The sequence below is a fragment of the Pseudoalteromonas ardens genome (assembly GCF_030125445.1).
Taxonomy (GTDB): Bacteria; Pseudomonadota; Gammaproteobacteria; order Enterobacterales; family Alteromonadaceae; genus Pseudoalteromonas; species Pseudoalteromonas ardens.
In genome coordinates, this window is record NZ_JASJUV010000002.1 from 1,250,468 (window position 1) to 1,275,423 (window position 24,956).

A 24,956-nucleotide genomic window follows, 5' to 3' on the forward strand; every position below is an offset into this window, starting at 1 on the left:
CATAGGTATTAGTATTGAACAGTACAATATGAGCGATACAAAAGTGTTGAGAGCTATATGCTCTTTAAATAGTAAGCCAATAAACTCAAGTACAGTGATGAAGGCTGTAAAGCCAAATAGCATTTTCCACTTTTTCACAACCCCCCTTAATGCATCACGTCTCAATCAACAGCGAAAAGTAGCAGGCAATACTTTAATCAAAGCGCCACCTGTAATCCCGTATTCCTCACAGCGCTCCAGCTTAGCAATGGCGTCTTTGAGCTATATCACCGTCCGCATCTATTCAGCATTAGCTGCTAGCGAATCAAAGTGACATTTTGCGTCTAGTTCTTTCTGGTGATTTTTAAATACTGTAACTGCTGAATTCAGCAATTCTCTCAACACGGGTTACAACCAAATGTACCTCAAATCATCAGAACATAAACTGACAAAACGCCTATATTATATGATTTTATAGCGCCCGTAAGTTTGTACTTACAAATTGAGTTACAGATTATATATAGAATGTCCAGACAAATTCAGCGGAGATCACAGTGCTATTAAACACAACATCAATAACCGGCCTCACTGAAGACAAATAGCGAACTTATTACAAACTATTTTTTACTAGCCGGGCAAAGCAATATTAAATATTTTGGCTTTGGATCAAATAAGGGTTAAGAAAATGATAAGTTTAAGAGAGGGATATTGTTGGGATGAGAAAACAGAGATTTACTGAACTTTATAAAAAGTGGCGGAGTGGACGGGACTCGAACCCGCGACCCCCGGCGTGACAGGCCGGTATTCTAACCAACTGAACTACCACTCCGCAGTGGTATGACTTTTTATGCTTATATCAAATGGCGGAGTGGACGGGACTCGAACCCGCGACCCCCGGCGTGACAGGCCGGTATTCTAACCAACTGAACTACCACTCCGCAGAGATATAATGCAATTTTTTACTCGTTAAAATGTTGGCGGAGTGGACGGGACTCGAACCCGCGACCCCCGGCGTGACAGGCCGGTATTCTAACCAACTGAACTACCACTCCACGAGTAAATAACGATGTTAGTGACGTCGTTTTGTCATAAATTCAGACTACATTGAATCTGATAATCCAAACTAAACCCTGGCTAGATGGCGGAGTGGACGGGACTCGAACCCGCGACCCCCGGCGTGACAGGCCGGTATTCTAACCAACTGAACTACCACTCCACGGTGGTTTAGCTCGGTGTACTTCTTAAAAATGTTGGCGGAGTGGACGGGACTCGAACCCGCGACCCCCGGCGTGACAGGCCGGTATTCTAACCAACTGAACTACCACTCCAAAGAAGTACTGCACAGAATAAGCGATTGGCGGAGTGGACGGGACTCGAACCCGCGACCCCCGGCGTGACAGGCCGGTATTCTAACCAACTGAACTACCACTCCAGCGTGCGCTTATAGAGAAAAAGTATGTGGCGGAGTGGACGGGACTCGAACCCGCGACCCCCGGCGTGACAGGCCGGTATTCTAACCAACTGAACTACCACTCCGCAGCATCTTGTTCTCTCGCTGTTCAGGTGTGCTCCCTGACAGCGGCGTGAATAATACGAATGCCCCCCTTAAGAGTCAACACCTTTTTTGAAAAAATCGGGGATTTTTAGTCATCCGACATCGAAAGGTTCAAAATATCAGCTGATTTGTCATTTTTTGAGCTTGGTTTGCCAGAGTTTTCTGTATCCGGATCTAACTCTTCCAAATCTAACTGCTTTTTCTTACCGATAAAGGGCAGGCTGATTTTTAATTTGATGGGCTTTTTCTGTACAAAAATGCGCACGGCCAGCCAACCCAGCAGTAGGATCAGCAAATTACCGACAACCACAATGGCGACGATGGCACCTGTGCTGAGACCCGGCTCCGGTTCAGGCGGCGCGACCACACGCTGCGTTGGCCGCTCTGACTCAGGTAACTCCGGTACTTTTTCAATCGGGCGTTCTATTTCAAAGTTATAGTCTGGCAGGCGGGCCATAAACTCTCGGCCGTTGATGTTTTCACCAAAGGCGGACAGCTCCACACTGTATCGACCCCAGTCATAGTTTTTAATTGCCAGCTGGCGGTACAAACGTTCTTCGCCATTGAGGGTGAACATCTGCTCTTCACCATTGGGATATAAGATTTTGCCCTGAAAGATCACAGTTTCCGGTTTCACCACCTCGGACTCCAACCTGATAGTCAACTGGTGCTCAAAGTCTTCCTGCCCTGCCAGCATCAATTCAAAAGAAAAAGGTGGCTCTGCAATAATGATAGGATCTTTCACTACACGACGTTTGAGGATGGGCGTTTCTATATAGAATTCGGGCTGCCACTCACCAGCTGGAAAATTCAGACGAAATTCACCAGTAAAGATGCCATCCAGTGGCCGCTCATCAAATTCCCGACCATCATCTTTAAATTCGGCCACACTTTGCGTGCCCGCGCCAAAGTTAGCGTACTGCTCATTGTTGGTACTAACAAACTCAACATACAGAGTAACGACATCACGGAAGTAGCCAATATCGACGGGCTGGCCATCGTTGGTAACTTGTCCCTGAATTTTCAGCATTTCACCACGAAATATCAAAGGCGGTAAGGGGTCAACCTGCAACTCAATATCCCCCAACACCATAACCCGGCTGTCCTGGCGGATCTGACCTAGTACCTGCCAGGGGCCAGGAATAGGATCGGTCACTATCACCAGGTCATAACTGATCTCGTCATACCATTCGAGCTTTTCGTCAGCAATAGCATGGGTGGCATAGTATTTACTGCCGTCGGGTTTAACCAGCACCACGGCAGGCGTACCAGGGGCGCGAAAGAACAACAACGTAATTTTCTTAACATTGTGGTCAATGCGAAAGCGGTTATCCAGTAAAGGGATTTCATTGACCTTGCCGTCTCGCTCAAGCAGCGTAATTTGCGGTGTGTCGGCCATCATCGTCGCGCTAAACACTGCGCAATATAACAACATCAATCCTGTTAAGCCGATCCGCATGCCACTTTACCTCATCATAAATTAATCGTTCTCTCGCACTACAGGTGCGTGCCTGAGTACAGCTACTGCTGCCACAAACTCTGCCCGCTGGCTTTATTAACCAGCTCCATGCGCGCTTCATGCGCATCCAGTTCTTCTGCCGTCGCCAGCACCACATGCAACGGCGCACGCTCAGCACTCAAGCGACGGATCCCACCGCCACTGCCCTGTTGCGCCTGCTCATTGTGCTGAGCAAGGTTAAGCTTCTTCTGGCCCCCTGTCATAGCCAGGTAGACATCCGATAAGATCTCGGAATCCAGCAAAGCGCCGTGCAATGTTCGTTTTGAGTTATCTATATCATAACGACGACATAAAGCATCAAGGCTGTTCTTCTGACCCGGATGCAAGTCCCGCGCCATCACCAGGGTATCGAGTACCTCACATACCTCATGAGTTTTTGCAAACCCCTGATTAAGCATAGCAAACTCATGATCCATAAAGCCGACGTCGAACGGCGCGTTGTGGATCACCAATTCGGCACCCTGAATATAGTCATAAAACTCTTGCGCAACGTGATGGAAGAAAGGTTTGTCTCGCAGGAACTCATTGGTAATACCGTGAACGTCAATGGCCTCTTCTTCAATACTACGTTGTGGGTTGATGTAGACATGGAAATTGTTGCCAGTCAGGCGACGATTCACTAATTCCACACACCCGATCTCGATGATCCGATGACCTTCTTTGGGGTCAATGCCCGTGGTTTCTGTATCCAGTACTATTTGTCTTTTATGCATATCGTCGATTGCCTAACTTTGCTATGGTTAGCGTCTATTGGAGTATTTTACATAAAAACAGGCAAATTCGTGCAAAAATCCGTAGAGATCTATACCGACGGCTCCTGCTTGGGCAACCCGGGTCCTGGCGGCTATGGTGTGTACCTCAGTTACCAAGGTCATGAAAAGACCCTCAACGCCGGATATCGGCTTACCACAAATAACCGTATGGAGATGCTGGCAGCGATAGTTGCACTCGAAACACTCAAGCGTCCATGCCAGGTGATCCTTTACACCGACAGTCAATATGTGAAACAGGGGATCGAATCCTGGCTGGCCAACTGGAAAAAGCGCAACTGGAAAACAGCCGCTAAGAAACCGGTTAAAAATGTCGATTTATGGCAACGGCTGGACGCTGCAGTTCAGCGCCACACCATTGAGTGGCGTTGGGTTAAGGGCCATGCTGGCAACAAGTACAATGAGTTGGTGGACGACCTGGCACGCGAAGCTGCTGGCGGCGCGGATCTGCAAGAAGATACCGGTTACCAGAGCGAGTAACCGATTAACTTTGCTCCTGATTACGGCTATGTTTCAGTCGCGCGCCTTTTACCGCAGGCGTCCATTTAGGGCGCGCATGCCACTTGGGTTTAATCGGCGTTAAAGGCGCGACCCGTTTTCGGGCCACCAGTAAATAAACACTGCCCATCGGCTTCATGTAATGACGACAAAAACGTCGCCAGGGCGCAAAACGCGACAACCGTGAGCCCCTTGCCAGTGATGCATGGACGAATCGCTCATCGGCAAGAATTTCAAATCCCAACAGGTCCAGCCAGTCCTTAACCCGGGACGGGGTAAAAAAGCGTCCCGACCAGGGCAGCTTTTCTTTGCTAAATGGCAGTAAATGCGCAAGTCCGCACAAACTAAATGGATTAAACCCGCTGATCACAATATACCCGCCCGGGATCAGTGTTCGGTGTGCCTCGCGTAAAATATGATGGGGATCAGAATGATACTCCAGACATTGGCTGAGAATGCAGGCGTCTACGCTGTGTTCATAAAAGGGTAACTCATCGATTTCTGCAAACACGCCAACATGTGCCCCCTCTGGCGCAACACAAATCTGGTGACTGATAGGGCTTTGTGACGTATCCAGCTGACCACTCAGGCAGCCCAGCTTAAGCATATGGTAGCCAAACATTCGGGGTAGCCAATGGGCCATCCGTCTTTCTATGCTTGCGCGCACATAATCTCCATGTGGAAAGTCCTGCCACTGGTAGGGTTTCGGCCCCTGCTGAAAACTTAGAGCTGGTTTCATGATACGCACTCGCTATACTTGTTACACCTTCACTTTATAGAGCAATGAGTTATGGCGCAAGTCGCAGTGCATATCCACCCCATCAAGGCCTACAATGATAATTATATATGGGCAATATGTCCGTCTGATAGCAATTTAATGTGGGTTGTGGATCCCGGACAAAGCGAGCCCGTTATTGAATTCGCCACAGCACAACACAAACAGCTGGCAGGCATCTTAGTCACGCACTATCACTGGGATCATACCGATGGCATCGCACCTTTGCAGGCACACTATGGCAACCTGCCCGTCTATGGCCCCAAAAATACACCATTTGGTGGTATCACACACCCTTTAAACGACGGTGATAAGGTCGTCATTGCCGGACTAGATTTTACCATAGCTCATACTCCGGGACATACACTGGACCACATCTGCTACCTGGGCACTGAGCTGGCATTTACCGGAGATACCTTATTCAGTGCAGGCTGTGGCCGTTTATTTGAAGGCAGTCCGGCACAGATGTGGCGTGCGATGCAAACCCTTGCCCAGCTCCCTCTCGAGTGTAAAATTTACTGCACGCATGAATATACGCAGGCTAATCTAGCTTTTGCCGCTGCGGTAGAGCCAGACAATATCGACATTACTACATGGCAGGAGTGGGGCCAGAAACAACGCGCACAAGCACTACCGACCTTGCCGACCACCATCGCACGTGAGTTAAGCATCAACCCTTTTATGCGGGCAAACCTGCCACATATGCTCGATACTGTACCGTCTGAGTTACAAACTGACTGTGAGGAAGACTGGCAAAGGTTTGCCGTGCTCAGGCAATGGAAGGATAATTTTTAGGCACTGCTTTAATTTTTACAACTAAACAGTTAACATTGACGGGTTTTAGCTGTGGATTTTCTGCGGCACCGTACCCTGACAATGGATCAATGACCGAGTTTTATGAAAAAGCCTCTCTTGCTGCTGTTAGTATCAGCACTGTTGAGCGGTTGTCAAACCACGTTCGACAGCCCCACAATTGAACAAGCCGAACAACTGGATCACGCCAGTCCAGCTGAAATCAGCGACACTCTGATGAGTGCCATTCAGGAACCCGTGGAAGCCGATGAGCCACCACCTGTGTTCGACGACGTCTGGGAGCGGATCCGCTATCAGTTGTCTATTGACGTGCCACAAAACCGCCCCGTTGTGGCAGAACGAAACTACTATCAGCGCCATCAGGCATACCTGGATCGAATTTCGAAGCGTGCCGAACCTTACCTCTACTATATTGTGGAAGAAGTAGAGAAACGCGAAATGCCGATTGAAATTGCACTGCTGCCAATCGTAGAAAGTGCGTTCGATCCGTTCGGTTATTCTCACCGCAGCGCGTCTGGGATCTGGCAGTTTATGCCGCAAACCGGAGAGCGGTTCGACCTTAAGCAAAACTGGTGGTATGACGGTCGTCGCGACATCGTTCAGTCAACTCGCGCCGCGCTGGAATATCTCACCTACCTGCACAAGACACTCGAAGGTGACTGGCTTAATGCCATAGCGGCCTATAACTCAGGAGAGGGACGGTTGCTCAAGGCGATCCGGAAGAATCGTAAGAAGCATTTGCCAACCGATTTCTGGTCGTTAGATTTGCCACGTGAAACCACAGCCTATGTGCCTAAATTGCTTGCTCTGTCAGATCTGTTAAAACGTCAGGATGAGTTTAATGTCAAATGGAACAAGATCATCAATGCGCAAGTGGTTGATACCGTCGAAGTAGGATCACAAATCGATTTGGCGTTAGCCGCCGAAATGGCCGACATGTCGCTCACGGAGCTTTATCGTCTGAACCCAGGTTTTAACCGCTGGGCCACCGATCCGAATGGGCCACATACCCTGTTGCTGCCAGCAGATAAAATCGAAGCATTTCAAACCCGTCTTGCCAGTACACCAGTCAAAGATCGTCTGCGCTGGCAATACTACACCGTTGCGCGCGGTGATAGTTTGTCTGTGATTGCCAAGAAGTTTTCCACCAGCACCAGTGCGATCCGTTCACTGAATAAACTGGATTCACACATGATCCGGGTTGGCCAAAAACTGCTGGTCCCGCTGAGCGACGGCGAGTTACAAAGCGAACATTTACCAGCTGCCGTGCGCAGCGCAGCGAACAAAGCAACACGTAACAAAAAAACCCATACGGTCACCAGTGGCGATACCTTATGGGATATCAGCCGCGAGTATGACGTCACCGTGGCGCAACTTGCCAAATGGAACAAACTCAAAGCCAATGCAGTGCTTAAGCTGGGGCAAAAACTCACCATTTATCAGAGTCAGAGTACCACTCAGCCCGTCGCAAACACGACCGAGCGCACCATTACCTATAAGGTACGTAAAGGAGACTCCCTGGCACGGATAGCAGCCAAGTTTAACCTCACTGTCAGTGAAATCGTAAAGTGGAACAAGCTTGCGGGTCAGAAGTACCTCTACCCAGGTCAAAAGCTGAAACTGACCGTTGATGTAAAACGGTCATAGCGTTAAAAGCCGCTGACAACAGCGGCTTTTTTATTGGCTCTGGGCATCACGCCTTTATCACAGGTGTTGCAACCATTTCTGTAGCCAGGGGGCGACCGCCTCATAAGGCTCAAAATGCTCACACGCATCCACATCCAGCCGCGGCTCTGTCACTGTGGCATTGAGCTCCTGAACTAGCGCATCTATCTGACGCCCGGCACCACAAAAGGTGTCACCGTAACTACTGTCGCCCAACGCAACAACCCCTACGGTTTTCCCCGTCAGCATGGGAAACTGACTTTGCATTTGCAAAACTAAGGATAGCAAATTTTCCGGGATATCGCCTTGCCCGGTTGTTGAAGAAATAAACAGTAAATTATCCGCTGATTTGACCTGCTCGAGCGTAGGTTCTTCAGCAATCACTGCGCTATGCCCTTGCTGTTCAATGTCGTTTTTAACCTCAGAGGCTAAATTTTCTGCATTGCCAAATACTGAACCAACAAAAAGCGTAATGGATGCCATTATAGATAGTCCTTTTCTGTGTCTGGCCAGCCCAGTTGCTTGCATAGGTTCAACATTTCTTCTCCCAGACTGGCGCGAATGGTGATGGGTTGTTGACTATAAGGATGCAAAAACTTTAGCTCAGTTGCAAATAACATCAACCGACGAATACCAAAATGCCCCTGAAAAAAGTGGTTTTGCTTATTATCACCATGATTCACATCACCAATTATCGGATGATTAAGGTGATTAAGGTGGCGGCGGATCTGATGTTTACGACCCGTTTTTGGAAAACACTCGACGAGAGAGTAACGAATACTGGGATATTTCCCCAACGGTATATTGAGCGTTGCCTGATGCAAACAGTTGAACTGAGTTTGTGCTTCCTGTGGCGCTTTATCCTGATCAGCAAACTTATCAGCAATTTTATCAAGCTGCTCTTTCAAAGGTTTATCAACATAAACATCTTGCGGCGCAAAGCCACGCACCAAAGCCAGATAGCGCTTTTGCACCGTGCCGTCGATGAAGATCTGATTCATATCACGCGCTGCCTCGGAGCTCAGCGCAAACAACAAAACACCGGAAGTCGGCCGGTCAAGTCTGTGCACTGGGAACACATGCTGCCCCAGCTGGTCCCTGAGCATCTGCATCGCAAACTGCGTTTCACGTTTGTCTAGAAACGAGCGATGAACCAGTAAACCTGAGGGTTTATTAATGGCCACATAATGTTCATCCTGATAAATGATCTCTAACATTCGGGCCTACTCCGAAACAGCTGAGTCTAGGCGCTGTAAAACACCCAGCAATGCGTTAAACTGGTGGTGTTGCGCTAAGCTGACTTCTGCCATGGGCGCGATGGCCATATTGGCAGGTAAAGGTGCGCCGTTTTGCAATAGAGTACGCATCTTGACGATAAAAACAAACTGTAACCACTGCTCAAACCGTAACGTATCGCAGCAAAATGGCTGAGTAGACTGTAACGCCTGTTCCGAAACGGGCTCTGCCTGCCAAAGTTTAGCCTGGCGCAACGTGTGTTCGAGCTCATCAAGCAGTTGCCATACTGGGTGATCCATAGTGCTTCCTCAGACAAATACAAAAGCCCCATTATACCCGATCTGACCCGGGCGTTTGTATCTTTATGGTCACCCTTATCAGTCACCAAGAATAAAGTTATAATCGCGCTTCAACGCAATTAAGTGAGATGAAAATGACAGCGCAAATTACGACTTTAGGTGAACTACTAACTTCAGCAGGCACGCAATGGCGCGCCTATGATATTGGCCGTCGCATAACCAAAATCGATAAAAAGCAGTTTGCGCAAATAGAAACCACTCAGGTACCCTACCCTTACCCACTTGCTGGCCATGCATTATTAGCGATTCAGTTTTGGGACAACCAGGCAACCCAGGACCCCTATGTGTGGTTTTTGAAGTTACCACTGGATGAACAGAGTAAACTGGTTGCTGCCAGCCGTGACCACTTTGCCTCTATGGTTATCGAGGCCTTAGGCACTCAGCTCACCGGCGAAGCGGCACAAGGTAAACTGGATAACAACCCCTATGTCTATGCACCCAATGCCAATAAACTAGCCGCATTTAATGCGTTACTGAAAACAGAGCTCAAGCGACCTGCCTCGCAATACTATGAATATGCTGAGCTCTATATCGCTGGAAAAATGGGCTTGGATCAGTGGCAAAACCTGGCAGTACAAGGTCTGGCTGACTTTGCCATGCGCCTGGAGCATGGTAACAACCAGAACAATCTCAAGACCCACTGGTCACAATTACCTAAGGAAGTTCAGTCGCCTCTGGCGGCCATGTTAGAACATGTTGCCATTGGTGTTGAGCTAACCGAGCACTTATTAGGTGGCCTGAAACAAGCCGTGAACGATCAAGATTTAACGGCGTGTATCAATCACCTCAGAGCATTATCAGGTAGCCATAGTCTCGGGCTCATCGCTGATGCTGTTGATACTATATTAGACTCGCCACTGGCTGCACAGGCCGATCTGCAACTCACCATTACCGGACGCTGCTGGGAAACACTGACTGACTCAACAAGGCTCATTAAACTCATGGACAGTGCAGCGCATAACACTGAAGTAGATGGCTTATTTGAAAGCATTTTCGCCGACCTGGTTGCAATTCCAACATTACGCCCACATGTCTTAGCTCTACTTAGAACAGAAAATCGCAGTGAAACACTGTCCAGAGCAATAGGCAGGCTATTTAAACGATGATCACTCTTTGGCTTTTTATTCTTATTGGCGCAGTCATTGCGTTCTTTTGGTTTGGCCGTCAGATTGCTGAAGCGGCACAACAACATGCTGTAGGACAAGCAGAAAAGCTCAATGTCCAGTTACTCAGTGTCGCCTGTGTAAAACGTAGACTCGGTGTCCTGAGTAACGGAAAACTGGGAATAAAAAGCCAATTTGCCTTTGAATTCAGTTCAGATCAGCAAAGTGCTTACACCGGCACTATGCACCTTGAGAACCTTCGCCTGAAAAAAATGGATGTTCCACCCCACCGCATGCTGTAACGTCCATAGTCGGGTGACAGATTAAAGTGCGTTTTTTTGGAGGGTCAAAAATGATTACTCTAATATGTGGTGGGAGCTGAAAATAAAAAGTGGTTTTGAAGTGTGCGTTGACAACGCAAAAAAACCAAGGCGTAACCCTTGTGCTACGCCCCAATCTGACGAATTTCCTGGGAGGTATCCAATTCCTCTGCCTACAACAAACTAGCAAGCCGCCAAGCTTCATCATCCCCTGAACGGGTATACATCCCGACATACCCGATCTTCTTCCCTGACTTCATCCGATAGGTTACATCCTGTAGATATCCTTACCGCATCCAAGCACATCCTTTGTCGACTGATGCGCGCTCTGCCACACCGCTCGACTTGTCTTCCCTATTCCTTTTATAAACAACGTCCTTTTTGTGTCCTAAGCCATCCTGACCTTGTCCACTTCGCTTATCCTAAGCGCTCCTGACTTCCTTTGTTAAACATCATCCTGATGTTTCTGAGTCTCCCTTGACTCTGTCCACTTCGCTTATCCTAAGCGCTCCTAACTTCCTTTGTTAAACATCTTCCTGATGTTTCTGAGTCTCCCTTGACTCTGTCCACTTCGCTTATCCTAAGCGCTCCTAACTTCCGCTGTTTAACATCTTCCTGATGTTTCCTGAACCATCCTGACTCTGTCCTCTTCGCTTATCCTAAGCGCTCCTGACTTCCACTGTTAAACATCTTCCTGATGTTTCCTGAGCTATCCTGGCTCTGTCCACTTCGCTTATCCTAAGCGCTCCTGACATCCACTGTTAAACATCTTCCTGATGTTTCCTGAGCCATCCTGACTCTGTCCACTTCGCTTATCCTAAGCGCTCCTGACATCCGCTGTTAAACATCTTCCTGATGTTTCCTGAGCCATCCTGACTCTGTCCACTTCGCTTATCCTAAGCGCTCCTGACTTCCGCTGTTAAACATCTTCCCGATGTTTCCTGAGCCATTCCCGACTCTGTCCGCTTCACCCTTTCCTGGCGCTAATGTCCTTCCGTCCTTGAACACGATTAAGTTTACGCAATCCTGAATAATGGGAAAGACGCTTTTTCTCACACTTTTTTTCGTCACCTTCTTGAAATAATCACAAAAACATTTAATTTCAAATACTTAAACAGAAAGAGAGGGCTAAAACACCGGCGCTAAAACGCCTTGACCTACATTCATGTGAGAAAAGTCTCACAGGCTTTTTTCCATAATGGCGGTTCGAGTCTTAAACAGCAGTTCACCCTGTACTGATTTGAAGGTTAAAACCTGAAGTTTTTCATAACCATGCTGGCTAAAAAAGAAGTTCTGTTCGGCCTCAGACACAAATACCCCGAGACCGCTGGCCAGGGGGTTTTCTTTAACTAATTCGTCCAGTGCATCCAGTAAATGGTGTCCCAGTCCCTGACCCTGATAGTGTGGCTCTACGGCAATAAACGAAAGAAAATAATAGTGTCCACAGTCCGTCAGTGCCTCCCGTATGGTTTTTTCTTTGTCTATTAATTGCTGAGTTTGCAAGTATCCTGCGCTCATCATTAACCGCAAACGCCAGTCCCAGCGTCGCGATGCTTGCAGCTCTGTCTGAGCTTCAAACACACAGGCAATCGCCAGCAAATCTTCTTCCTGGTAAAGACCAATTAGAGGTTGAGCAGACTGACCGAAGCAAGACAACTCCTCACGGATCAAAGCACGTAGTCGTGATTCATAAGTTTGTTCATCCGCACCACCCAGCACATCTTTGAATAACTTGTCATCATGGTAGGCTCTGTATAACAGACTGGCTGCCACCCTGCTGTCTTCCGGGGATAAATGTTTAATGGTTAGCTGCGCACTGGTCGTTGAGTTTGTCATGGTAAGTCCTTGTGTTTTTTGTTGTGATTATCCGACGATTTTTACTTGTCGGTGTGGTAAATCTACTATAGTTATAGCGTACTTTTTAAACAACCAGAGGGCATATGGATACCAGTGCACATAACCTAAAAAACTTATTCGCTCAGCTTGGATTAGACAACAGTGATGCAGGCATAAAAGCATTTTTTAGTCAGAACACACTGCCCAGCGATATGCTTTTGGCTGAAGCCCCGTTTTGGAACCAAGGACAAAAGCACTTTATTGAAGAGTCACTCAGAGAAGATGCTGACTGGAGTGAAATAATCGATGAGCTGGATGCAAGGTTACGTTAAACAAAGTTGGCCATACTGGCGATAACTGGCGCTATACCCTGTACATGCTGTGCTAAACACATGTGTCATCTCACAAATACGAGCTGCATCTTTTTACTGGTGATGTTGTGGCTGCTTAGGTGATACAATGCGCTGAGTTTTAATTTCCAGAGGCCGCTTTATGCACCCCGCAGTTTTGAACGCAATTGCCGCACTCGTTGCGCAAGGCAAAACCCCTACCGTTGCCACCACCAAAGCCAAACTGGCTGAGCCCGTTGCAATGCCCTTGATCATTGCGGGACTGACGGCTTATAAAAATAATCCCGATCTGCTCTCAGCACTAGACGAACAGCCAAAGCAAAGTACCCAGTCGCCTGAACAAGACAGCGCACAGACTCAGTTAGATCGCATCGAAGCGAAACTGGATAAATTACTTGCTCTGCTGGAGTCTCGTTAAGATGTTCGTAGTTGATCTCACTTTTGACTGTTATCAGGACACCACGCTTGAGCAAGCAGAGCAGGCTATCAACCGAGTGGTTAACGCGTTGCGTTTTAATGGCCAAATCATTGGCGATGAATTTCCCACCGTTTTAAAAGAAGGCTTTTTTGTCACCCGGGTGATGTGTCCTCTTGAAGATGCACTGCACCCTCTGCATCACAGCCCATTCGTTAAGCACGCCATTGATCAACTTCAGCAGGCGGGGTTGTTAGCACCTAAAGTCAAAGTGATAGGCCAGGATATTCATGCCAATGGCGCAGATCAATGCCAATCTCCGTCCAGCTATATTCTCTATACAACCTATGTACACACCTGTAGCCCATTGTATTGTGGTGATGATTTTCAGCCTGTGCCTCTGTACAAGATCCCGGCCATTGCCAATGGCGATTATAAAGCACTGATAAAATGGCAAGAAGACTGGCAGGCTTGTGATCAGATCCAAATTAATGGCGCAACACGCTGCGAGTTTGCCGCCCTCAATGAGTTAACCAGCCTGGACAGCGATCTCACCCGCCGGGGCCTGGACCTCAGTAAGCGGATCCGTTATCTCACCAAAAAGCCGGTTTACTATTACTTGTATCGGGTTGGGGGTGAGAGTCTGGCACAGGAAAAAGCTCGTTTGTGTCCGAGCTGCGGCGCACAGTGGACGTTAGATGAGCCCTGGTTTGGCATTTTCGATTTCAAATGTGATGCCTGTGAACTAGTTTCCAATATTTCCTGGGATTTCCAGTAAAGACACAAGAGGTGGCCCTCGCCACCTCCTGATATAGCTTAAAACTGCGAGATCAGCTGAGTCAGAAACGCACTCAGACTGGGCGCCAGCACTGTATGTGGCGCCTTACCCACGCGTTCAAGACATACTTCACCCGTACTGAGTTGCACTGTAATTAAGACATCTTCGTGCGCAGTCAAACCAATAAAAACGGTATCAGCTTGCTTCAGGCGGCGCTTCATTAACACATGCCCGGTGATATTCTGTTGTAAGCGCTCGAAATCTTCTTCATTCCAGGCTTGCAGCAGTTCAACCTCTTCTCCATCCAGCTTAGCCACAATATTGCCACCATACGCTGTACCATAAAACGCATTTAATTCAGGGCTAAACTGAGTTTCCAGCGCACTGGCCAGTGCAGTCAAATCACCGCCCGGATTTCTGGACACGGCTTGCCAGGCAATCAGGCCATCGCCTCTTGGCTCACCGGTTTCACAAGGGCTGGGCCATTGTGCGTCATGTTCGATCAATGGCCAGTGACCGTGGGTCTGCTGTACCGAGTTGGCAAATTTATCATGAAGTTCGAGGATCAAAGTGCTCACGCTCATACTGCTATTTTCGCTCATTATTCGCTATAATCGGGGCCATTGTAACTACTAATGGATCAACATGACAGACTACAATAACGCCCCAGAGTTAAAAGCCTCTGTGCTGGGTAAAACCACCGAATACGCCAGTCAGTATGAGCCAAGCTTGCTTCACCCTATCGCGCGCAAGCTTAATCGTGATCAGATAGCCGTTGATGAGCAGGCATTACCATTTTTTGGTGAAGACATCTGGCATGGTTATGAGCTGTCCTGGCTGAATACAAAAGGTAAACCCCAGGTGGCCATCGCGCGCTTTGTGTTCCCTTGCCAAAGCAGCCATATTATCGAGTCTAAGTCATTCAAACTCTATCTGAACAGCTTCAATCAGAGTCAATTCGCCAGCTTTGACGCGGTACGTGACACATTACAGCAGGATCTCTCCAAAGCGGCCCAGTGCGATGTTACAGTGACTTTATACGGCCCTGACGACCACAATTGCCTGCCATTTTCAGCGCTGCCGGGAGAGTGTATAGATGAATTAGACATTGCCGTGGATGATTACAGCCCACGCGATGGCTTATTAACTCAGGAAAGTGACCAGCACGTGAGTGAAACCCTGCACAGCCACTTGTTAAAGTCCAACTGCCTGATCACCTCTCAGCCAGACTGGGCAAGTATTGTTATCCGCTATGAAGGGGCGAAGATCTGTCGTGAATCTTTGCTACGTTACTTGATCTCATTTCGTGACCACAATGAATTTCATGAACAGTGTGTAGAGCGCATCTACTGCGATCTGCTGCGCGCACTCAACCCCACCAAGCTGGAAGTGTATGCACGTTATACGCGTCGTGGTGGCCTGGACATCAATCCGTTCCGTTCCAGCGAACAAGATAAGACCACCTTTAATGTCCGGATCAATCGTCAGTAAACGTCTCAATCGGCACGCTGACAGCGCAAACATCGGTGTGATTGGCCTGGTGTAAAAACCAGGCTTCAGGGCGATTTTTGCGCGCTGCGATCAAAGCCCGAAATGCCTGGCTATGGGTATTAAACACCCGAAAACGTCGCTTGTCGGTACGCTGAATATCCGCCAATACCTCAACGCCAAGGATCGGGTTAAAAAGCTGGTTTTCTTCAGGTTGTCTGTGCAATCGTTGCACATGTTCCATACCAGCTAACACTCGGCCAAAAACCGTGGTATTTAAATCCAGATACCGCTGTGCCGTTAATGTGAAATAGAACTCACTGCCCCCGCTATCAGCACTATTTTGCCGCGCCATCGCAAAGGTGCCCGGACAATGCGTCTGCCAGGTACGTGTCCCCTTGTCGTTCTGTGCAACAGCAAACCCGTTTAAAAACCCGGTCCGCGGTGCATAACCATCGACCAAGTTTAAGGGTGTGATCTCCTGAGGCTCAGCGGTTGCCAGGAAAAGCTCAGCGGGAATACTTTTTGACCCCTTGAGCGGGCGTTTTTCGTCACTCTGATCGCCGCCCTGTGCAACAAAACCTTCAACAAAGCGATACATAGTCAGGTCACGGTAAAAGTCCTCTCGCGCCAGCGCTTTAATATTTTCCACATGGCCGGGTGCCAGCTGCGGGTTCAGTTCGACATAAACCGGCCCCGTTGGCAAAGTGATCTTAAGGATGTGCTCCAATGGTACTGAGCGCCAATCCGCATCGCTTGCCTGTGCGATGATCTCTGCAGGGACTGGTGTCGCCTGAGGTACATCAACACTATCAGTTTGTGCTAGTTTGTCGGTTGCCTGACAGGCAGTGAGTGCGAGGAGCAACAGCGCTGCTGTGCTCATCCTTGATGTTATTTTGCGTATTATTATTGTCATTGTATGTTCCTGGTTGATACCACAATTCGCTGCGTGACAAAGGCGTCTCGGCAGACAAGGTTGGATTCGGCAAGCGCAGGTGAGTGCGCCCAGCCAAATCGAGTTGTGTTAGCTGATCCGCGAAATGGCGACGAAATAGCTGCTCAAAACAACCATCCGCAATCGCTTGCTCAAGGCCTGCTTGCAGCAAATCACGGAGCTGGGTATTGGCTTTATCGACAAACAGATAAACTGCTGATGGATAACTAATTAGTAGACTGGGTTGCACCATAATATCAGTGCGTGAAGGAAAGTCATTGGCAGCCAGAATATCCAACGGCACGACATCCAGACGTTTGTTGCTGAGCATAGTCATGGCCTTTTCGGTATCGTGGAAAGCCACCACCTGTAACCCGTTGCGTTCGAACACCGCTCTGTCAGGCCAGTCATGCCGCAGTCCAAACAACAAAGGCTGCAACTGCCCCCAATGCTTAATATCCACAAAATCCGCCGCCCGGCTGGCAGCAATGAACAACACGCGATAGCCCAGCAAACCTTTAACCAGGGGGATCCGCACAGCCAGTGCCTGCTGCTCTCGCGCCTTGCTGGTCACAGACCAAAACACATCAATGCCCGATGGTTTGCCGAGCAAACGCAATGCCCGACTCTGTGTCGGGATCCCAACTATCGGCTTAAATGTAACAGGCCTAGGCTGATAAGACAGTGCCAGTGCCAGCAACTCAGTCACATAAGGGTTGGCGCCCGCAGTGACACGGATCTCAAGCGGCGCAATAGCACGAGAAGCCGTGGCAGAGCCACAGATACAGAGCATCAATAGCAACAAAAAACGGCCCATCATTCGTCCCAGTCAAACTTATACAGCAAATCAATACTCTTATATAAACCGCTGGTGGCTTCAATATAAAACTTTGAAAAAATACGATACCGCACTGCCACTTCGCTGAGCGATGCAAACACCCCGACCCGGTAACTGACCTGTACACTGGGTGTCAGATAGCCAGATACTTCAACCTGGGTATCGTCCCCGCTGCCTTTGGCTGTCAGGTTCACATCTTTAATCCCTATCGTTTCTCCCGCTTTAGCGAAGTAACCCTTACTGCGGTCTATACTCTGCGACAATAAAAATTGTGCCAGCATGGTATTGTTATTGCTGTCCCCCTCGCCCAATGGCTGTCCATTAAGCAAATAAGCCAGCGCCTGTGCCTGATCCATCGCTGGCTCTGAGTAAATCACCAGCTCCGGGCTGCGAATGCTGCCTTTTACTTCCACACCAGCAATCACGCCATTGGCTGTGGCATCTGGGTTACGGATCGCACGCACATTGATATAGGGCTTATCCAACGGGCCATTAAAGCCCAGCTGGCCAGTTTCTATGCTCAAATCCTGACCAAAGGCCTTATATTGTCCTTCTCGCAAATTAATCTCGCCACTGGCCAGCATGGCTGAAGCAAGTTGTTTTTCCAGCGATAACTCACCTGCCAGATACGCATCAAGGCCCATCGCCTTGACTCTGACATCATCAAGCAAACTAACATCCAGGTCGAGCCGATAATCCAGTATCTGAGCAGCCTCACTGGCACCGGGCTCAGTGCCATCAATGATGACCTGATCGTCACTCACGGTGACAACCCCTTCCGGCAGTTCTTCTATCTCTATGCGTCCATAAGGGACACTGACCGATCCCAATAGCTCAGCATACTGACCGTTGTAGCTCAGTGACAGATCAGGCGAAATATCCAGTTCGATACCTGGCTGAGGCATCAGCGTCAAGCGCTCACCATTGATCTGCAATTTGGCCGCCATAGCGGCTTGCCAATCGACCTCACCGGTGAATGTAAGCTGACCTCTGGGCAAGGTGTGTAGCTCACCATGGAGCTGAGCCTGTTGACCATTCAGTTGTACATCAAGGTCCAAATCGCTGATGGCCACGGGAATTTCACTGGCTTTTAGTTGAATATCCGTGGCTCTGAGCTGCCCGTTGAGTTGTGGCTGAGACAGTGCACCATCGATGCCTACCTGACCGGCAATAGTGCCAGCCAGTTCCAGATCGGGCCACAATAGGCTGCGGAGCAAAGGTTTGAACTTATCGAGTTCTATGCCTGCTATGTTGACAAAACCGTGCACAGAGTGCGTCTCTGTCTGTAATGGCATCTCCAGCTCACCATTAAAATGACCTAACTTTTTGAGCGCCAGTTGCCAGGTTGTTTTGGCTTGTTGTGCATCACTGTTGAGTGTCAGTGCAAAGCGCTCGATTTCAAGAGGCAAGGTCGGCACAACCTTGTCCTCACCATCATCGAGCTGCTCAGCGACAGCGTCCTGTAAGATAATCTGAGCGTCAGACATATCCAGCTGCCCGTCCAGCGCCTGTAACTGACCTTGTGACCAGTTTGCCCTGGCATGACCCGACAACAGCCCTTTTAGTTGCGCTGCGTTGCTAAGTAACGGATTAAAATGCGCCAGGTCTAGCTGCTGCAACTCTACACTGGCCTGGCCATGAGCCCCCTGCTGAGCCGCGAAACACAGCTGCCCGGGTGCCAGTGTCCAGCATTGACGCCCTACCTCCACTTGCCCGGCTTTAGCCAGAATTGGTGCCGATGACAGCAGTAACAGCTCGCTGCTGTTTATGCGCAACAGGCCCGTATCCAGTTGACCTGCCCAGGCTTGCTGAGCATATTGCCCACTTAATGCCAGCTCAGCGCTGCCACTGCTATTCTCAACCTGTACCCTCAGCTGATGCTGGCTTTGATCACCTTGTGCCGTCACACTGAGTGCTGTTTCGGGTAACGCCCCCTGTGTCACAGCCGGCAAAGAGACACGCAGATCCGTCAGCCAATTTTTAGCCATATCCAGTGTCAGTGCCAACGTACCACCGTCAAGCGCTGTGTCCTCGTAGACCAATTTGTCGAGCTGGCTGTTTAACGAAAATTTGGGCATATCAATCGGTCCGCTCGCCGTAAATTCTCCAGACAGGTGTGCATCCGCAGGCAAAAGCGAATTTCGTTCATGTGCCAGAGTCAGCTTACCTTGCAAGTCTAGTTGTTTATCAGCTTTTCCTGACACCATAATCTGACTTTGCCCGTAACTGAGCTGAGCAGCCTGGATTTCACCATGTAAATCACTATTCACCTTGCCTCGGGCTACCAGCTTCAGTGGCAATGCAGCCAACTGCCCCGAGAGTGTGAGCTCATTTACCTGCGCCAGCCAGCGCTCCCCCTGCTGAGTAAACTCAAGCTGATAAGCGCCCGACAACTGCGTCTCATCGAGTTCAAGCCAGGCGCCCAAAGGCAACCTGTGTAGTTCCCCCTGCAATTGACTACGAAGTCCATCTTGCCAGCTCACCTGAGCACTGAATTGTGTATGAGCGTCTCCTAAAGCCAGTTCAGCCTTTTGCAGCGCCAGTGCGTTAAGACCTCCGTTGGCAGCCAGTTGCACCGTGAGCTGATTATCCAGCAAGGCCAGCTGCTTGCTCAGCGCCACATCGGCATGCGCAGTGAACTGATAGTCATCCGCGGTACCCGAGGCGCTGAACGCTAACTGCTGCAGGGTGTTATCCGCATCGAGCGCAAATTGCCCGGCCCGAATATCCAATGAAAATGGCCAGTTTGGGACTGCCACATTCACACTTAAAGCGACCTTGCCTTGCGCCATACCAGTGATATCCGCTGCCAGTTCAAGGTGCTGCAGGTCGCCATTCAATGACAGCGTACTCTGATAATCCGGATGCTGATAGTCAAGCGTACCCGACACAGCCCAGCTGCTCAGGTCAGCCTGTGCTGTGACTGCCAGCTGATGAGCAAGATAAGCCATCGACAAACGCCGTATCGACAACTCGGACTGCTGAGCAGCTGCGCTCAATGTTAGCTGATTAAGTACCTTAATATCGCCCTCATAGGGTTGATAAGCCAGTTCACCTATAGTCAGTTGTTCAATATCAACGGCCATAGGAAGGCGTATGGCAGGCAAGGATAACGCCGGTATCTGTGTCGGCATAACGAAAGGCGCGGCAGGTGCCGGCGCTTCAGTTTGTTGGATTTGTATGCTGCCCAGTGCAAACTGATCAATCTGCATATCCTGCTTATCAATGCGGGCAGTCAGCATTAGCTCATTAAGATCTATCTGATATCCGGCAGCTTTGATATCTGCAATGCCGATCGTCAGTTGCTCAATGGCAACAGAGAACGGCACAGTCACGGGAGTTGGCTCAGACGCAGGCTCTGTGCCTGTTGCACCGGATTGTGCACTTTCTTGCTCAGTCAGATGCAAGGTCACCTGGTCAGCACGGCCAGAAAGGCACAGGGTTGCACAGCTAAACCAGTCAAGTGACAGGCTTAACTGACGCGCGTCAAAAACAAGTTGTTCGTTTTCAAACCGGATATCCAATACAGCATTGGACAACACACGTGCCTGCGGCGAGCTTACCTGCAAACCAGAAACACTGTGGTTGGCCACCCAGACAACAAACTTATGACCGGGTAACGTAAATAGCAGGCAAAATACCGTCACACATACACCAATGACAGCATAGCTAATACGGCGCAACCAGGTTTTCATTCCCATTACATCTCCGGTCCAATCACAATACTTAAACGGGTACTTTTACTGTCTTTACTCAGTCCCCATGCGTGGTCTAGCCGGATTGGCCCAACCGGTGTCAGATAGCGCAGCCCGAATCCAGCCCCCAATGCCCATTTCTCTTTAAAATCATCCGTTGCCGTACCGCTATCAACAAACAAGGCAACACGCCAGTTAGGCAAAAACTGATAATTATACTCAGCGCTGGCAGTCGCAAGATATTTACCGCCGAGCAATTTGCCGTTCTCATCACGCGGGGCCACCGACTGATAGGCGAACCCTCGTACGCTCTGATCGCCGCCGGCGAAAAAGCGCATATTAAAAGGCACGGCCGCAATGTCCTCTGTCACAATTGCACCGGCTTCCAGGCGCGTCAGAAAAAAATGCCGCTGTTCGAGGTTACGCAACCAGGCATTTTTCCATCGCACTTTAAGTAAAGATGTTGAAGAGATCACTGATTCACTGGCCAGTTCGACCGAGATCAGTCGCTCATTCCCCCAATAAGGCAGCATCCCCCCCAGCGTTTGCTTTTTCGCATAGCTCACCCCCGGGATCAGCATTTCAGTCTTAAGCACCTCACCATCTTGATCACTGGTTTCATGCTCACGTTTCAAAAAAGCAGTACGCACCCAGTTACCGGATGTCAGCCATTGACGCTGAATCTGAATATTCCAGGTTTTGGTATCAACCCCTTCGGTCAGATCATCCTGCAACTGATAGCCGCCAAGGATGCGAAATACATCGCTATTAGGGTCACTCATTGGAATGGTGTAAGCCGCACTGATATCCTGCTGGCGCTGAGAAACATTGAGATCCGAGGTCATGGAGTGTCCCCCGTCAGTGATCCATGGCTTACTCCATTTAAAGCGCGCTTTTGCCCCCAACTCAGTGCTATATCCTCCACCAACTTCATAGCTATTGGCCGGTTTATCGACCAACTCAACACGCACAGGGACCTCACCGCCTTGTCTGGCTTTCAGTAACGGGTAAACACGAACACTTTGAAAATACGGTGTCTCATTCAATGTCAGGTTGTACTCTGACAGTTTATCCGAGACATACAATTCACCTGGCTGAAACGGGCTCAGCGCTCTGGCAAAGTCAATTGCTTTTGAATCAGATGACAAATGCAGCGCACCAAAGCGATAGCGGGGGCCAGCTGAAAGGACTAAAGTAGCAGAAACCTGCTGCAATTCACGCTCTACAGTGATCTGCTTTTTCTGCCACTGAAAATCAAAATAGCCCAGCTCCAGCAGCAGGCTTTCTATTTGCGCTTTGGTAGCTTCGTACTGATCATGTCTGACCTGCTCGCCAGCCTGAATAGCGCCCGCGATTAAGCGGCTGCGCAGTGTTTCATCTGCAATCCCCTGTAAGGAGATCTCAACGTTGTACCAGGACAATGGGTTCCCGGGATCCAGATGTAATGCGACACCGCGAGTCTGGGGGTCAAATGCCACAGAGACTGTATGGCGATAATATCCAAGTGCCTGCAATGCCTTAGTAACATCTTTACTGATGAGCTTTGTTCTGCGCGGCGTAAATGGCTTACCCACATAGGAAGCCATAAATCGAATGACGTTATCCCGAACTTCATCCGTTAACTCAGCGCTATCAGAGGCGCTGTGAATGGTAAACTCTGCAATATCAGATGACGCTATAGCCAAAGAATGAAATGAGAACAGTAGCACAACAAGAACGGTACTAAACGCAGATAAACGCACTAAATAACCCTATAAATCACAGTGGCATTATAATACCACAGCAAGTTGACGCTGACATGGCGTGGTTAGGCTCATCACTGTGTTATTTTTATGCGCTTGCATGCAAATTTTTGCGGTCAGTGCTTTTTATTTTGTGTTGGATAGCGGACAATATCGCCAGCTATATTAACTTGAGTACAATTATGCAATTCCCTGATGATGACAACGGCCAGCTTCTGTCTGAAATTGCTGCAGCCGGTGTAGATCTCACGCAGATGCACAGCATCGATTTTTTTATCTTGTTTGAACAAAAAGCCGACGCCGAACGCTTTATGAGTGCCATATCTGCCGATGAGTTAGCACCTAAAACTAAGCTGGATACCTGTCCGGATACTGGCGTATGGGAAGTGATAACTTCTGTAACTATGGTGCCGGATCACCAGCTTTTAACTCAGACAGAACAATACCTGGAGTCTATGGCGAACGGCCACGAAGGCTACGGTGATGGCTGGGGGATCCTCGCCGAGTAAAGCTCACGTGTTTTCGTCGCGGATAACAGCAAGTTCAGCTTAGCTTTTATCCGCGGTGCGATAACTGCCCTGATAATCAAAAATCTTCTCTGTTATCTGCCAGCCATATTTTTTATGTTGTCGGGCAATCACAAAATCCGGTGCCGATAACACAGTGGCATCCACCTGCGCCGCCTCCGTCCAGGCCTTCACATTAACGCCAGTCCGGCAGTGCTTTTCAAACTGGCGAACAAAATAGTGCCGACTCTTAGGGTTCGCAAAGTCAAACACTTCGCTGACACTTGCGCCATCTTCATCAAAATAGGTGATTTTCAGCACTTGCGCCTTGACCACTTCACCACTTAACCCGCTACAGCGTATCACCATGGCATTTTTTAAATTGAGTGCCGCCCGCAGCTTATCGTCGGGATCTGCCAGCATCACTCCACAACTATGACACTGACGGGCCGCAATGTCGTTCTCGGCACCACAACTGTCGCACTCTTTAAACTTAAAACGATAGTCACATTGTTGCTCATTGCCTTCGTCATCCTGCAACAACCCCTGGCAACGTCTGCCAAAATGCTCAATAACCCGTCCCTGCTCATCATATTTACCCCAAAAGATATTGCCAAAACCGCAGCCGGGACACAGGACCTGAACAGGTTCATTATCTGAGTTAGGCTTTTTACTGCCCACCTCCGGATGGAACAAATCAAATTCATTGGCTGCATAATCGATTACCAGGCAGTCTTTTTTACCTTCACTGAGGCGCAGGCCTCTGCCCACAATTTGCTGATATAAACTAACCGACTCGGTGGGCCTTAGGATCGCAATAACGTCGACATGAGGGGCATCAAACCCCGTAGTTAATACCGATACATTCACCAGATATTTTATTTCTCGACGTTTAAATGCGGCAATGATGTCATCTCGCTCACGATTATCCGTATCGCCAATCACCAGGGCTGTTTGCTCTGTTGGTAAATAACCAATGATCTCTTTGGCATGTAATACTGTCGCAGCAAATATCATTACGCCATGACGCTCTTTGCTGAGTGACACAACGTGGTTAATAATGCTTTTGGTCGCCCGGGTATTACTCTGTAACAGCTGATTCATATCCGCTTCACTGTAACGACCAAATGCGTTGCTATTTAGCGCGGAGAAATCGTAATTTTCTATCGCTGGATCGAGTTTATTAGGCGGTGTGAGATAGCCATGCTTGATCATATAACGCAGCGGTAATTCATAAATACACCGATGGAAAGGGCTATTTTCACTGCCCCGTACAAAGCCATGATAGTGACTACGATACACCCAGCCACTGCCAAGCCTGTATGGCGTTGCCGTCAGTCCCAATAACTTTAAAGCAGGATTAAATTGTCGCAGACGTTCAATAACTGCCATATATTGACTATCTTCATCACCGCTGACACGGTGGCACTCATCAATAATCAGCAAAGAATAAAAGCTATCTATCGCTTCTAAGTTTCGGGCCAGTGACTGAACACTGGCAAACGTTACCTGATGAAGCATTTCCTTTTGCTTTAACCCTGCCGAGTAAATACTCGCGTTTAAACCATAACTTTGGTATTTCTGGGCATTTTGCTCAACCAGTTCTTTTACATGTGTCATCACCAGAATTTTGTGTTTCGCGAGTCGTGCTAACTGGGCAATGACCAAGCTTTTACCAGCACCGGTTGGCAACACAATAACAGCGCTATCATCGGACTTTTTAAAATGTGCGATGGTATTAGCGACCGCTTCTTCTTGATAAGGTCTGAGCGTGTAAATAGG

Annotated in this window: 23 protein-coding genes and 7 tRNA genes; 10 read left to right on the plus strand and 20 right to left on the minus strand. The window is 48.9% G+C overall.

Annotation, left to right across the window (positions count from 1 at the left end; all coding sequences use genetic code 11):
• Positions 1 to 731: 731 nt before the first annotated feature.
• From QNM19_RS10495 to dnaQ, 9 genes are all read right to left on the minus strand, one after another.
• Positions 732 to 808, minus strand: a tRNA-Asp gene (locus tag QNM19_RS10495).
• A gap of 32 nt (positions 809 to 840) precedes the next feature.
• Positions 841 to 917 (minus strand) — tRNA-Asp (locus QNM19_RS10500).
• Between the two features lie 37 nt (positions 918 to 954).
• Positions 955 to 1,031: transfer RNA gene (locus tag QNM19_RS10505), tRNA-Asp, on the minus strand.
• 87 nt (positions 1,032 to 1,118) lie between these two features.
• Positions 1,119 to 1,195, minus strand: a tRNA-Asp gene (locus tag QNM19_RS10510).
• A 35-nt stretch (positions 1,196 to 1,230) separates the two neighbouring features.
• A tRNA-Asp gene (locus QNM19_RS10515) sits at positions 1,231 to 1,307 on the minus strand.
• A 27-nt stretch (positions 1,308 to 1,334) separates the two neighbouring features.
• Positions 1,335 to 1,411, minus strand: a tRNA-Asp gene (locus QNM19_RS10520).
• A gap of 27 nt (positions 1,412 to 1,438) precedes the next feature.
• Positions 1,439 to 1,515, minus strand: a tRNA-Asp gene (locus QNM19_RS10525).
• Between the two features lie 107 nt (positions 1,516 to 1,622).
• A complete protein-coding gene (locus QNM19_RS10530) occupies positions 1,623 to 2,969 on the minus strand; it encodes a TIGR03503 family protein (protein ID WP_284026694.1) in 1,347 nt (448 codons plus the stop codon).
• Positions 2,970 to 3,055: 86 nt separating this feature from the next.
• Complete coding sequence (dnaQ, locus tag QNM19_RS10535; RefSeq protein ID WP_049866155.1) at positions 3,056 to 3,766, minus strand: DNA polymerase III subunit epsilon; 711 nt, start codon at positions 3,764 to 3,766, stop codon at positions 3,056 to 3,058.
• A 69-nt stretch (positions 3,767 to 3,835) separates the two neighbouring features.
• Between dnaQ and rnhA the strand changes: the two genes are divergently transcribed.
• Positions 3,836 to 4,303, plus strand: a complete 468-nt coding sequence (gene rnhA / locus QNM19_RS10540; protein WP_010382760.1) for a ribonuclease HI — start codon at positions 3,836 to 3,838, stop codon at positions 4,301 to 4,303.
• Between the two features lie 4 nt (positions 4,304 to 4,307).
• On the opposite strand, the gene QNM19_RS10545 is transcribed toward rnhA, so the two are convergent.
• Entirely contained in the window at positions 4,308 to 5,060 is a 753-nt protein-coding gene (locus tag QNM19_RS10545) for a class I SAM-dependent methyltransferase (RefSeq protein WP_284026678.1), read from the minus strand.
• A 51-nt stretch (positions 5,061 to 5,111) separates the two neighbouring features.
• Between QNM19_RS10545 and gloB the strand changes: the two genes are divergently transcribed.
• A complete protein-coding gene (gloB, locus tag QNM19_RS10550) occupies positions 5,112 to 5,891 on the plus strand; it encodes a hydroxyacylglutathione hydrolase (protein WP_284026679.1) in 780 nt (259 codons plus the stop codon).
• A gap of 102 nt (positions 5,892 to 5,993) precedes the next feature.
• Positions 5,994 to 7,556, plus strand: a complete 1,563-nt coding sequence (locus tag QNM19_RS10555; protein WP_284026680.1) for a lytic transglycosylase — start codon at positions 5,994 to 5,996, stop codon at positions 7,554 to 7,556.
• A gap of 57 nt (positions 7,557 to 7,613) precedes the next feature.
• On the opposite strand, the gene QNM19_RS10560 is transcribed toward QNM19_RS10555, so the two are convergent.
• From QNM19_RS10560 to QNM19_RS10570, 3 genes are read right to left on the minus strand one after another with little or no spacing between them, the layout of a single operon-like run.
• Positions 7,614 to 8,057 carry a flavodoxin domain-containing protein gene (locus tag QNM19_RS10560; RefSeq protein ID WP_049864920.1) on the minus strand — a complete coding sequence of 148 codons (444 nt, stop codon included), beginning with the start codon at positions 8,055 to 8,057 and terminating at the stop codon, positions 7,614 to 7,616.
• On the minus strand, positions 8,057 to 8,791 hold the full coding sequence (truC, locus tag QNM19_RS10565) for a tRNA pseudouridine(65) synthase TruC (protein ID WP_049864921.1): 735 nt from the start codon (positions 8,789 to 8,791) through the stop codon (positions 8,057 to 8,059). Before truC ends, QNM19_RS10560 begins: the two co-directional genes overlap by 1 nt.
• Before the next feature lie 6 nt (positions 8,792 to 8,797).
• Positions 8,798 to 9,109 carry a YqcC family protein gene (locus QNM19_RS10570; RefSeq protein WP_049864922.1) on the minus strand — a complete coding sequence of 104 codons (312 nt, stop codon included), beginning with the start codon at positions 9,107 to 9,109 and terminating at the stop codon, positions 8,798 to 8,800.
• Positions 9,110 to 9,243: 134 nt separating this feature from the next.
• Between QNM19_RS10570 and QNM19_RS10575 the strand changes: the two genes are divergently transcribed.
• On the plus strand, positions 9,244 to 10,275 hold the full coding sequence (locus QNM19_RS10575; protein ID WP_049864934.1) for a DUF3549 family protein: 1,032 nt from the start codon (positions 9,244 to 9,246) through the stop codon (positions 10,273 to 10,275).
• Entirely contained in the window at positions 10,272 to 10,574 is a 303-nt protein-coding gene (locus QNM19_RS10580; RefSeq protein WP_049864923.1) for a DUF3301 domain-containing protein, read from the plus strand. Before QNM19_RS10575 ends, QNM19_RS10580 begins: the two co-directional genes overlap by 4 nt.
• Before the next feature lie 1,197 nt (positions 10,575 to 11,771).
• On the opposite strand, the gene QNM19_RS10585 is transcribed toward QNM19_RS10580, so the two are convergent.
• Entirely contained in the window at positions 11,772 to 12,428 is a 657-nt protein-coding gene (locus QNM19_RS10585) for a GNAT family N-acetyltransferase (RefSeq protein WP_010382773.1), read from the minus strand.
• A gap of 104 nt (positions 12,429 to 12,532) precedes the next feature.
• Between QNM19_RS10585 and QNM19_RS10590 the strand changes: the two genes are divergently transcribed.
• The 3 genes from QNM19_RS10590 to QNM19_RS10600 all read left to right on the plus strand — a co-directional run bounded on the left by QNM19_RS10590 (position 12,533) and on the right by QNM19_RS10600 (position 13,971).
• The gene (locus QNM19_RS10590; protein ID WP_049864924.1) at positions 12,533 to 12,760 is read left to right on the plus strand and encodes a DUF2789 domain-containing protein; all 228 of its coding nucleotides are present in this window, start codon (positions 12,533 to 12,535) and stop codon (positions 12,758 to 12,760) included.
• Positions 12,761 to 12,920: 160 nt separating this feature from the next.
• Positions 12,921 to 13,196 carry a hypothetical protein gene (locus QNM19_RS10595; protein WP_049864925.1) on the plus strand — a complete coding sequence of 92 codons (276 nt, stop codon included), beginning with the start codon at positions 12,921 to 12,923 and terminating at the stop codon, positions 13,194 to 13,196.
• 1 nt (position 13,197) lies between these two features.
• Complete coding sequence (locus QNM19_RS10600) at positions 13,198 to 13,971, plus strand: Zn-ribbon-containing protein (protein ID WP_049864926.1); 774 nt, start codon at positions 13,198 to 13,200, stop codon at positions 13,969 to 13,971.
• A 38-nt stretch (positions 13,972 to 14,009) separates the two neighbouring features.
• On the opposite strand, the gene syd is transcribed toward QNM19_RS10600, so the two are convergent.
• Entirely contained in the window at positions 14,010 to 14,555 is a 546-nt protein-coding gene (gene syd, locus QNM19_RS10605; protein WP_049864935.1) for a SecY-interacting protein, read from the minus strand.
• A 61-nt stretch (positions 14,556 to 14,616) separates the two neighbouring features.
• On the opposite strand from syd, the gene queF reads away from it, so the two are divergent.
• On the plus strand, positions 14,617 to 15,462 hold the full coding sequence (gene queF, locus QNM19_RS10610) for an NADPH-dependent 7-cyano-7-deazaguanine reductase QueF (RefSeq protein ID WP_284026681.1): 846 nt from the start codon (positions 14,617 to 14,619) through the stop codon (positions 15,460 to 15,462).
• Here queF and QNM19_RS10615 read toward each other — a convergent pair.
• From QNM19_RS10615 to QNM19_RS10630, 4 genes are read right to left on the minus strand one after another with little or no spacing between them, the layout of a single operon-like run.
• Positions 15,449 to 16,342 (minus strand): peptidylprolyl isomerase, encoded by an 894-nt coding sequence (locus tag QNM19_RS10615; protein ID WP_284026682.1) that lies wholly within the window; start codon positions 16,340 to 16,342, stop codon positions 15,449 to 15,451. The genes queF and QNM19_RS10615 overlap by 14 nt on opposite strands.
• Complete coding sequence (locus tag QNM19_RS10620) at positions 16,272 to 17,213, minus strand: substrate-binding periplasmic protein (RefSeq protein ID WP_284026683.1); 942 nt, start codon at positions 17,211 to 17,213, stop codon at positions 16,272 to 16,274. The genes QNM19_RS10615 and QNM19_RS10620 overlap by 71 nt, the downstream gene beginning before the upstream one ends.
• Positions 17,210 to 20,932: an autotransporter assembly complex protein TamB gene (gene tamB / locus QNM19_RS10625; protein ID WP_284026684.1), complete on the minus strand. Its 3,723-nt coding sequence runs from the start codon at positions 20,930 to 20,932 to the stop codon at positions 17,210 to 17,212. The genes QNM19_RS10620 and tamB overlap by 4 nt, the downstream gene beginning before the upstream one ends.
• The gene (locus QNM19_RS10630) at positions 20,932 to 22,668 is read right to left on the minus strand and encodes an autotransporter assembly complex protein TamA (protein WP_284026685.1); all 1,737 of its coding nucleotides are present in this window, start codon (positions 22,666 to 22,668) and stop codon (positions 20,932 to 20,934) included. The genes tamB and QNM19_RS10630 overlap by 1 nt, the downstream gene beginning before the upstream one ends.
• A gap of 182 nt (positions 22,669 to 22,850) precedes the next feature.
• Here QNM19_RS10630 and QNM19_RS10635 point away from each other — a divergent pair, with 182 nt between their 5' ends.
• A complete protein-coding gene (locus QNM19_RS10635; protein WP_049864936.1) occupies positions 22,851 to 23,177 on the plus strand; it encodes a ribonuclease E inhibitor RraB in 327 nt (108 codons plus the stop codon).
• A gap of 39 nt (positions 23,178 to 23,216) precedes the next feature.
• Here the strand turns inward: QNM19_RS10635 and QNM19_RS10640 are convergent, their stop codons facing one another.
• Complete coding sequence (locus tag QNM19_RS10640; RefSeq protein WP_197094308.1) at positions 23,217 to 24,953, minus strand: DNA repair helicase RadD; 1,737 nt, start codon at positions 24,951 to 24,953, stop codon at positions 23,217 to 23,219.
• Positions 24,954 to 24,956 lie beyond the last annotated feature (3 nt).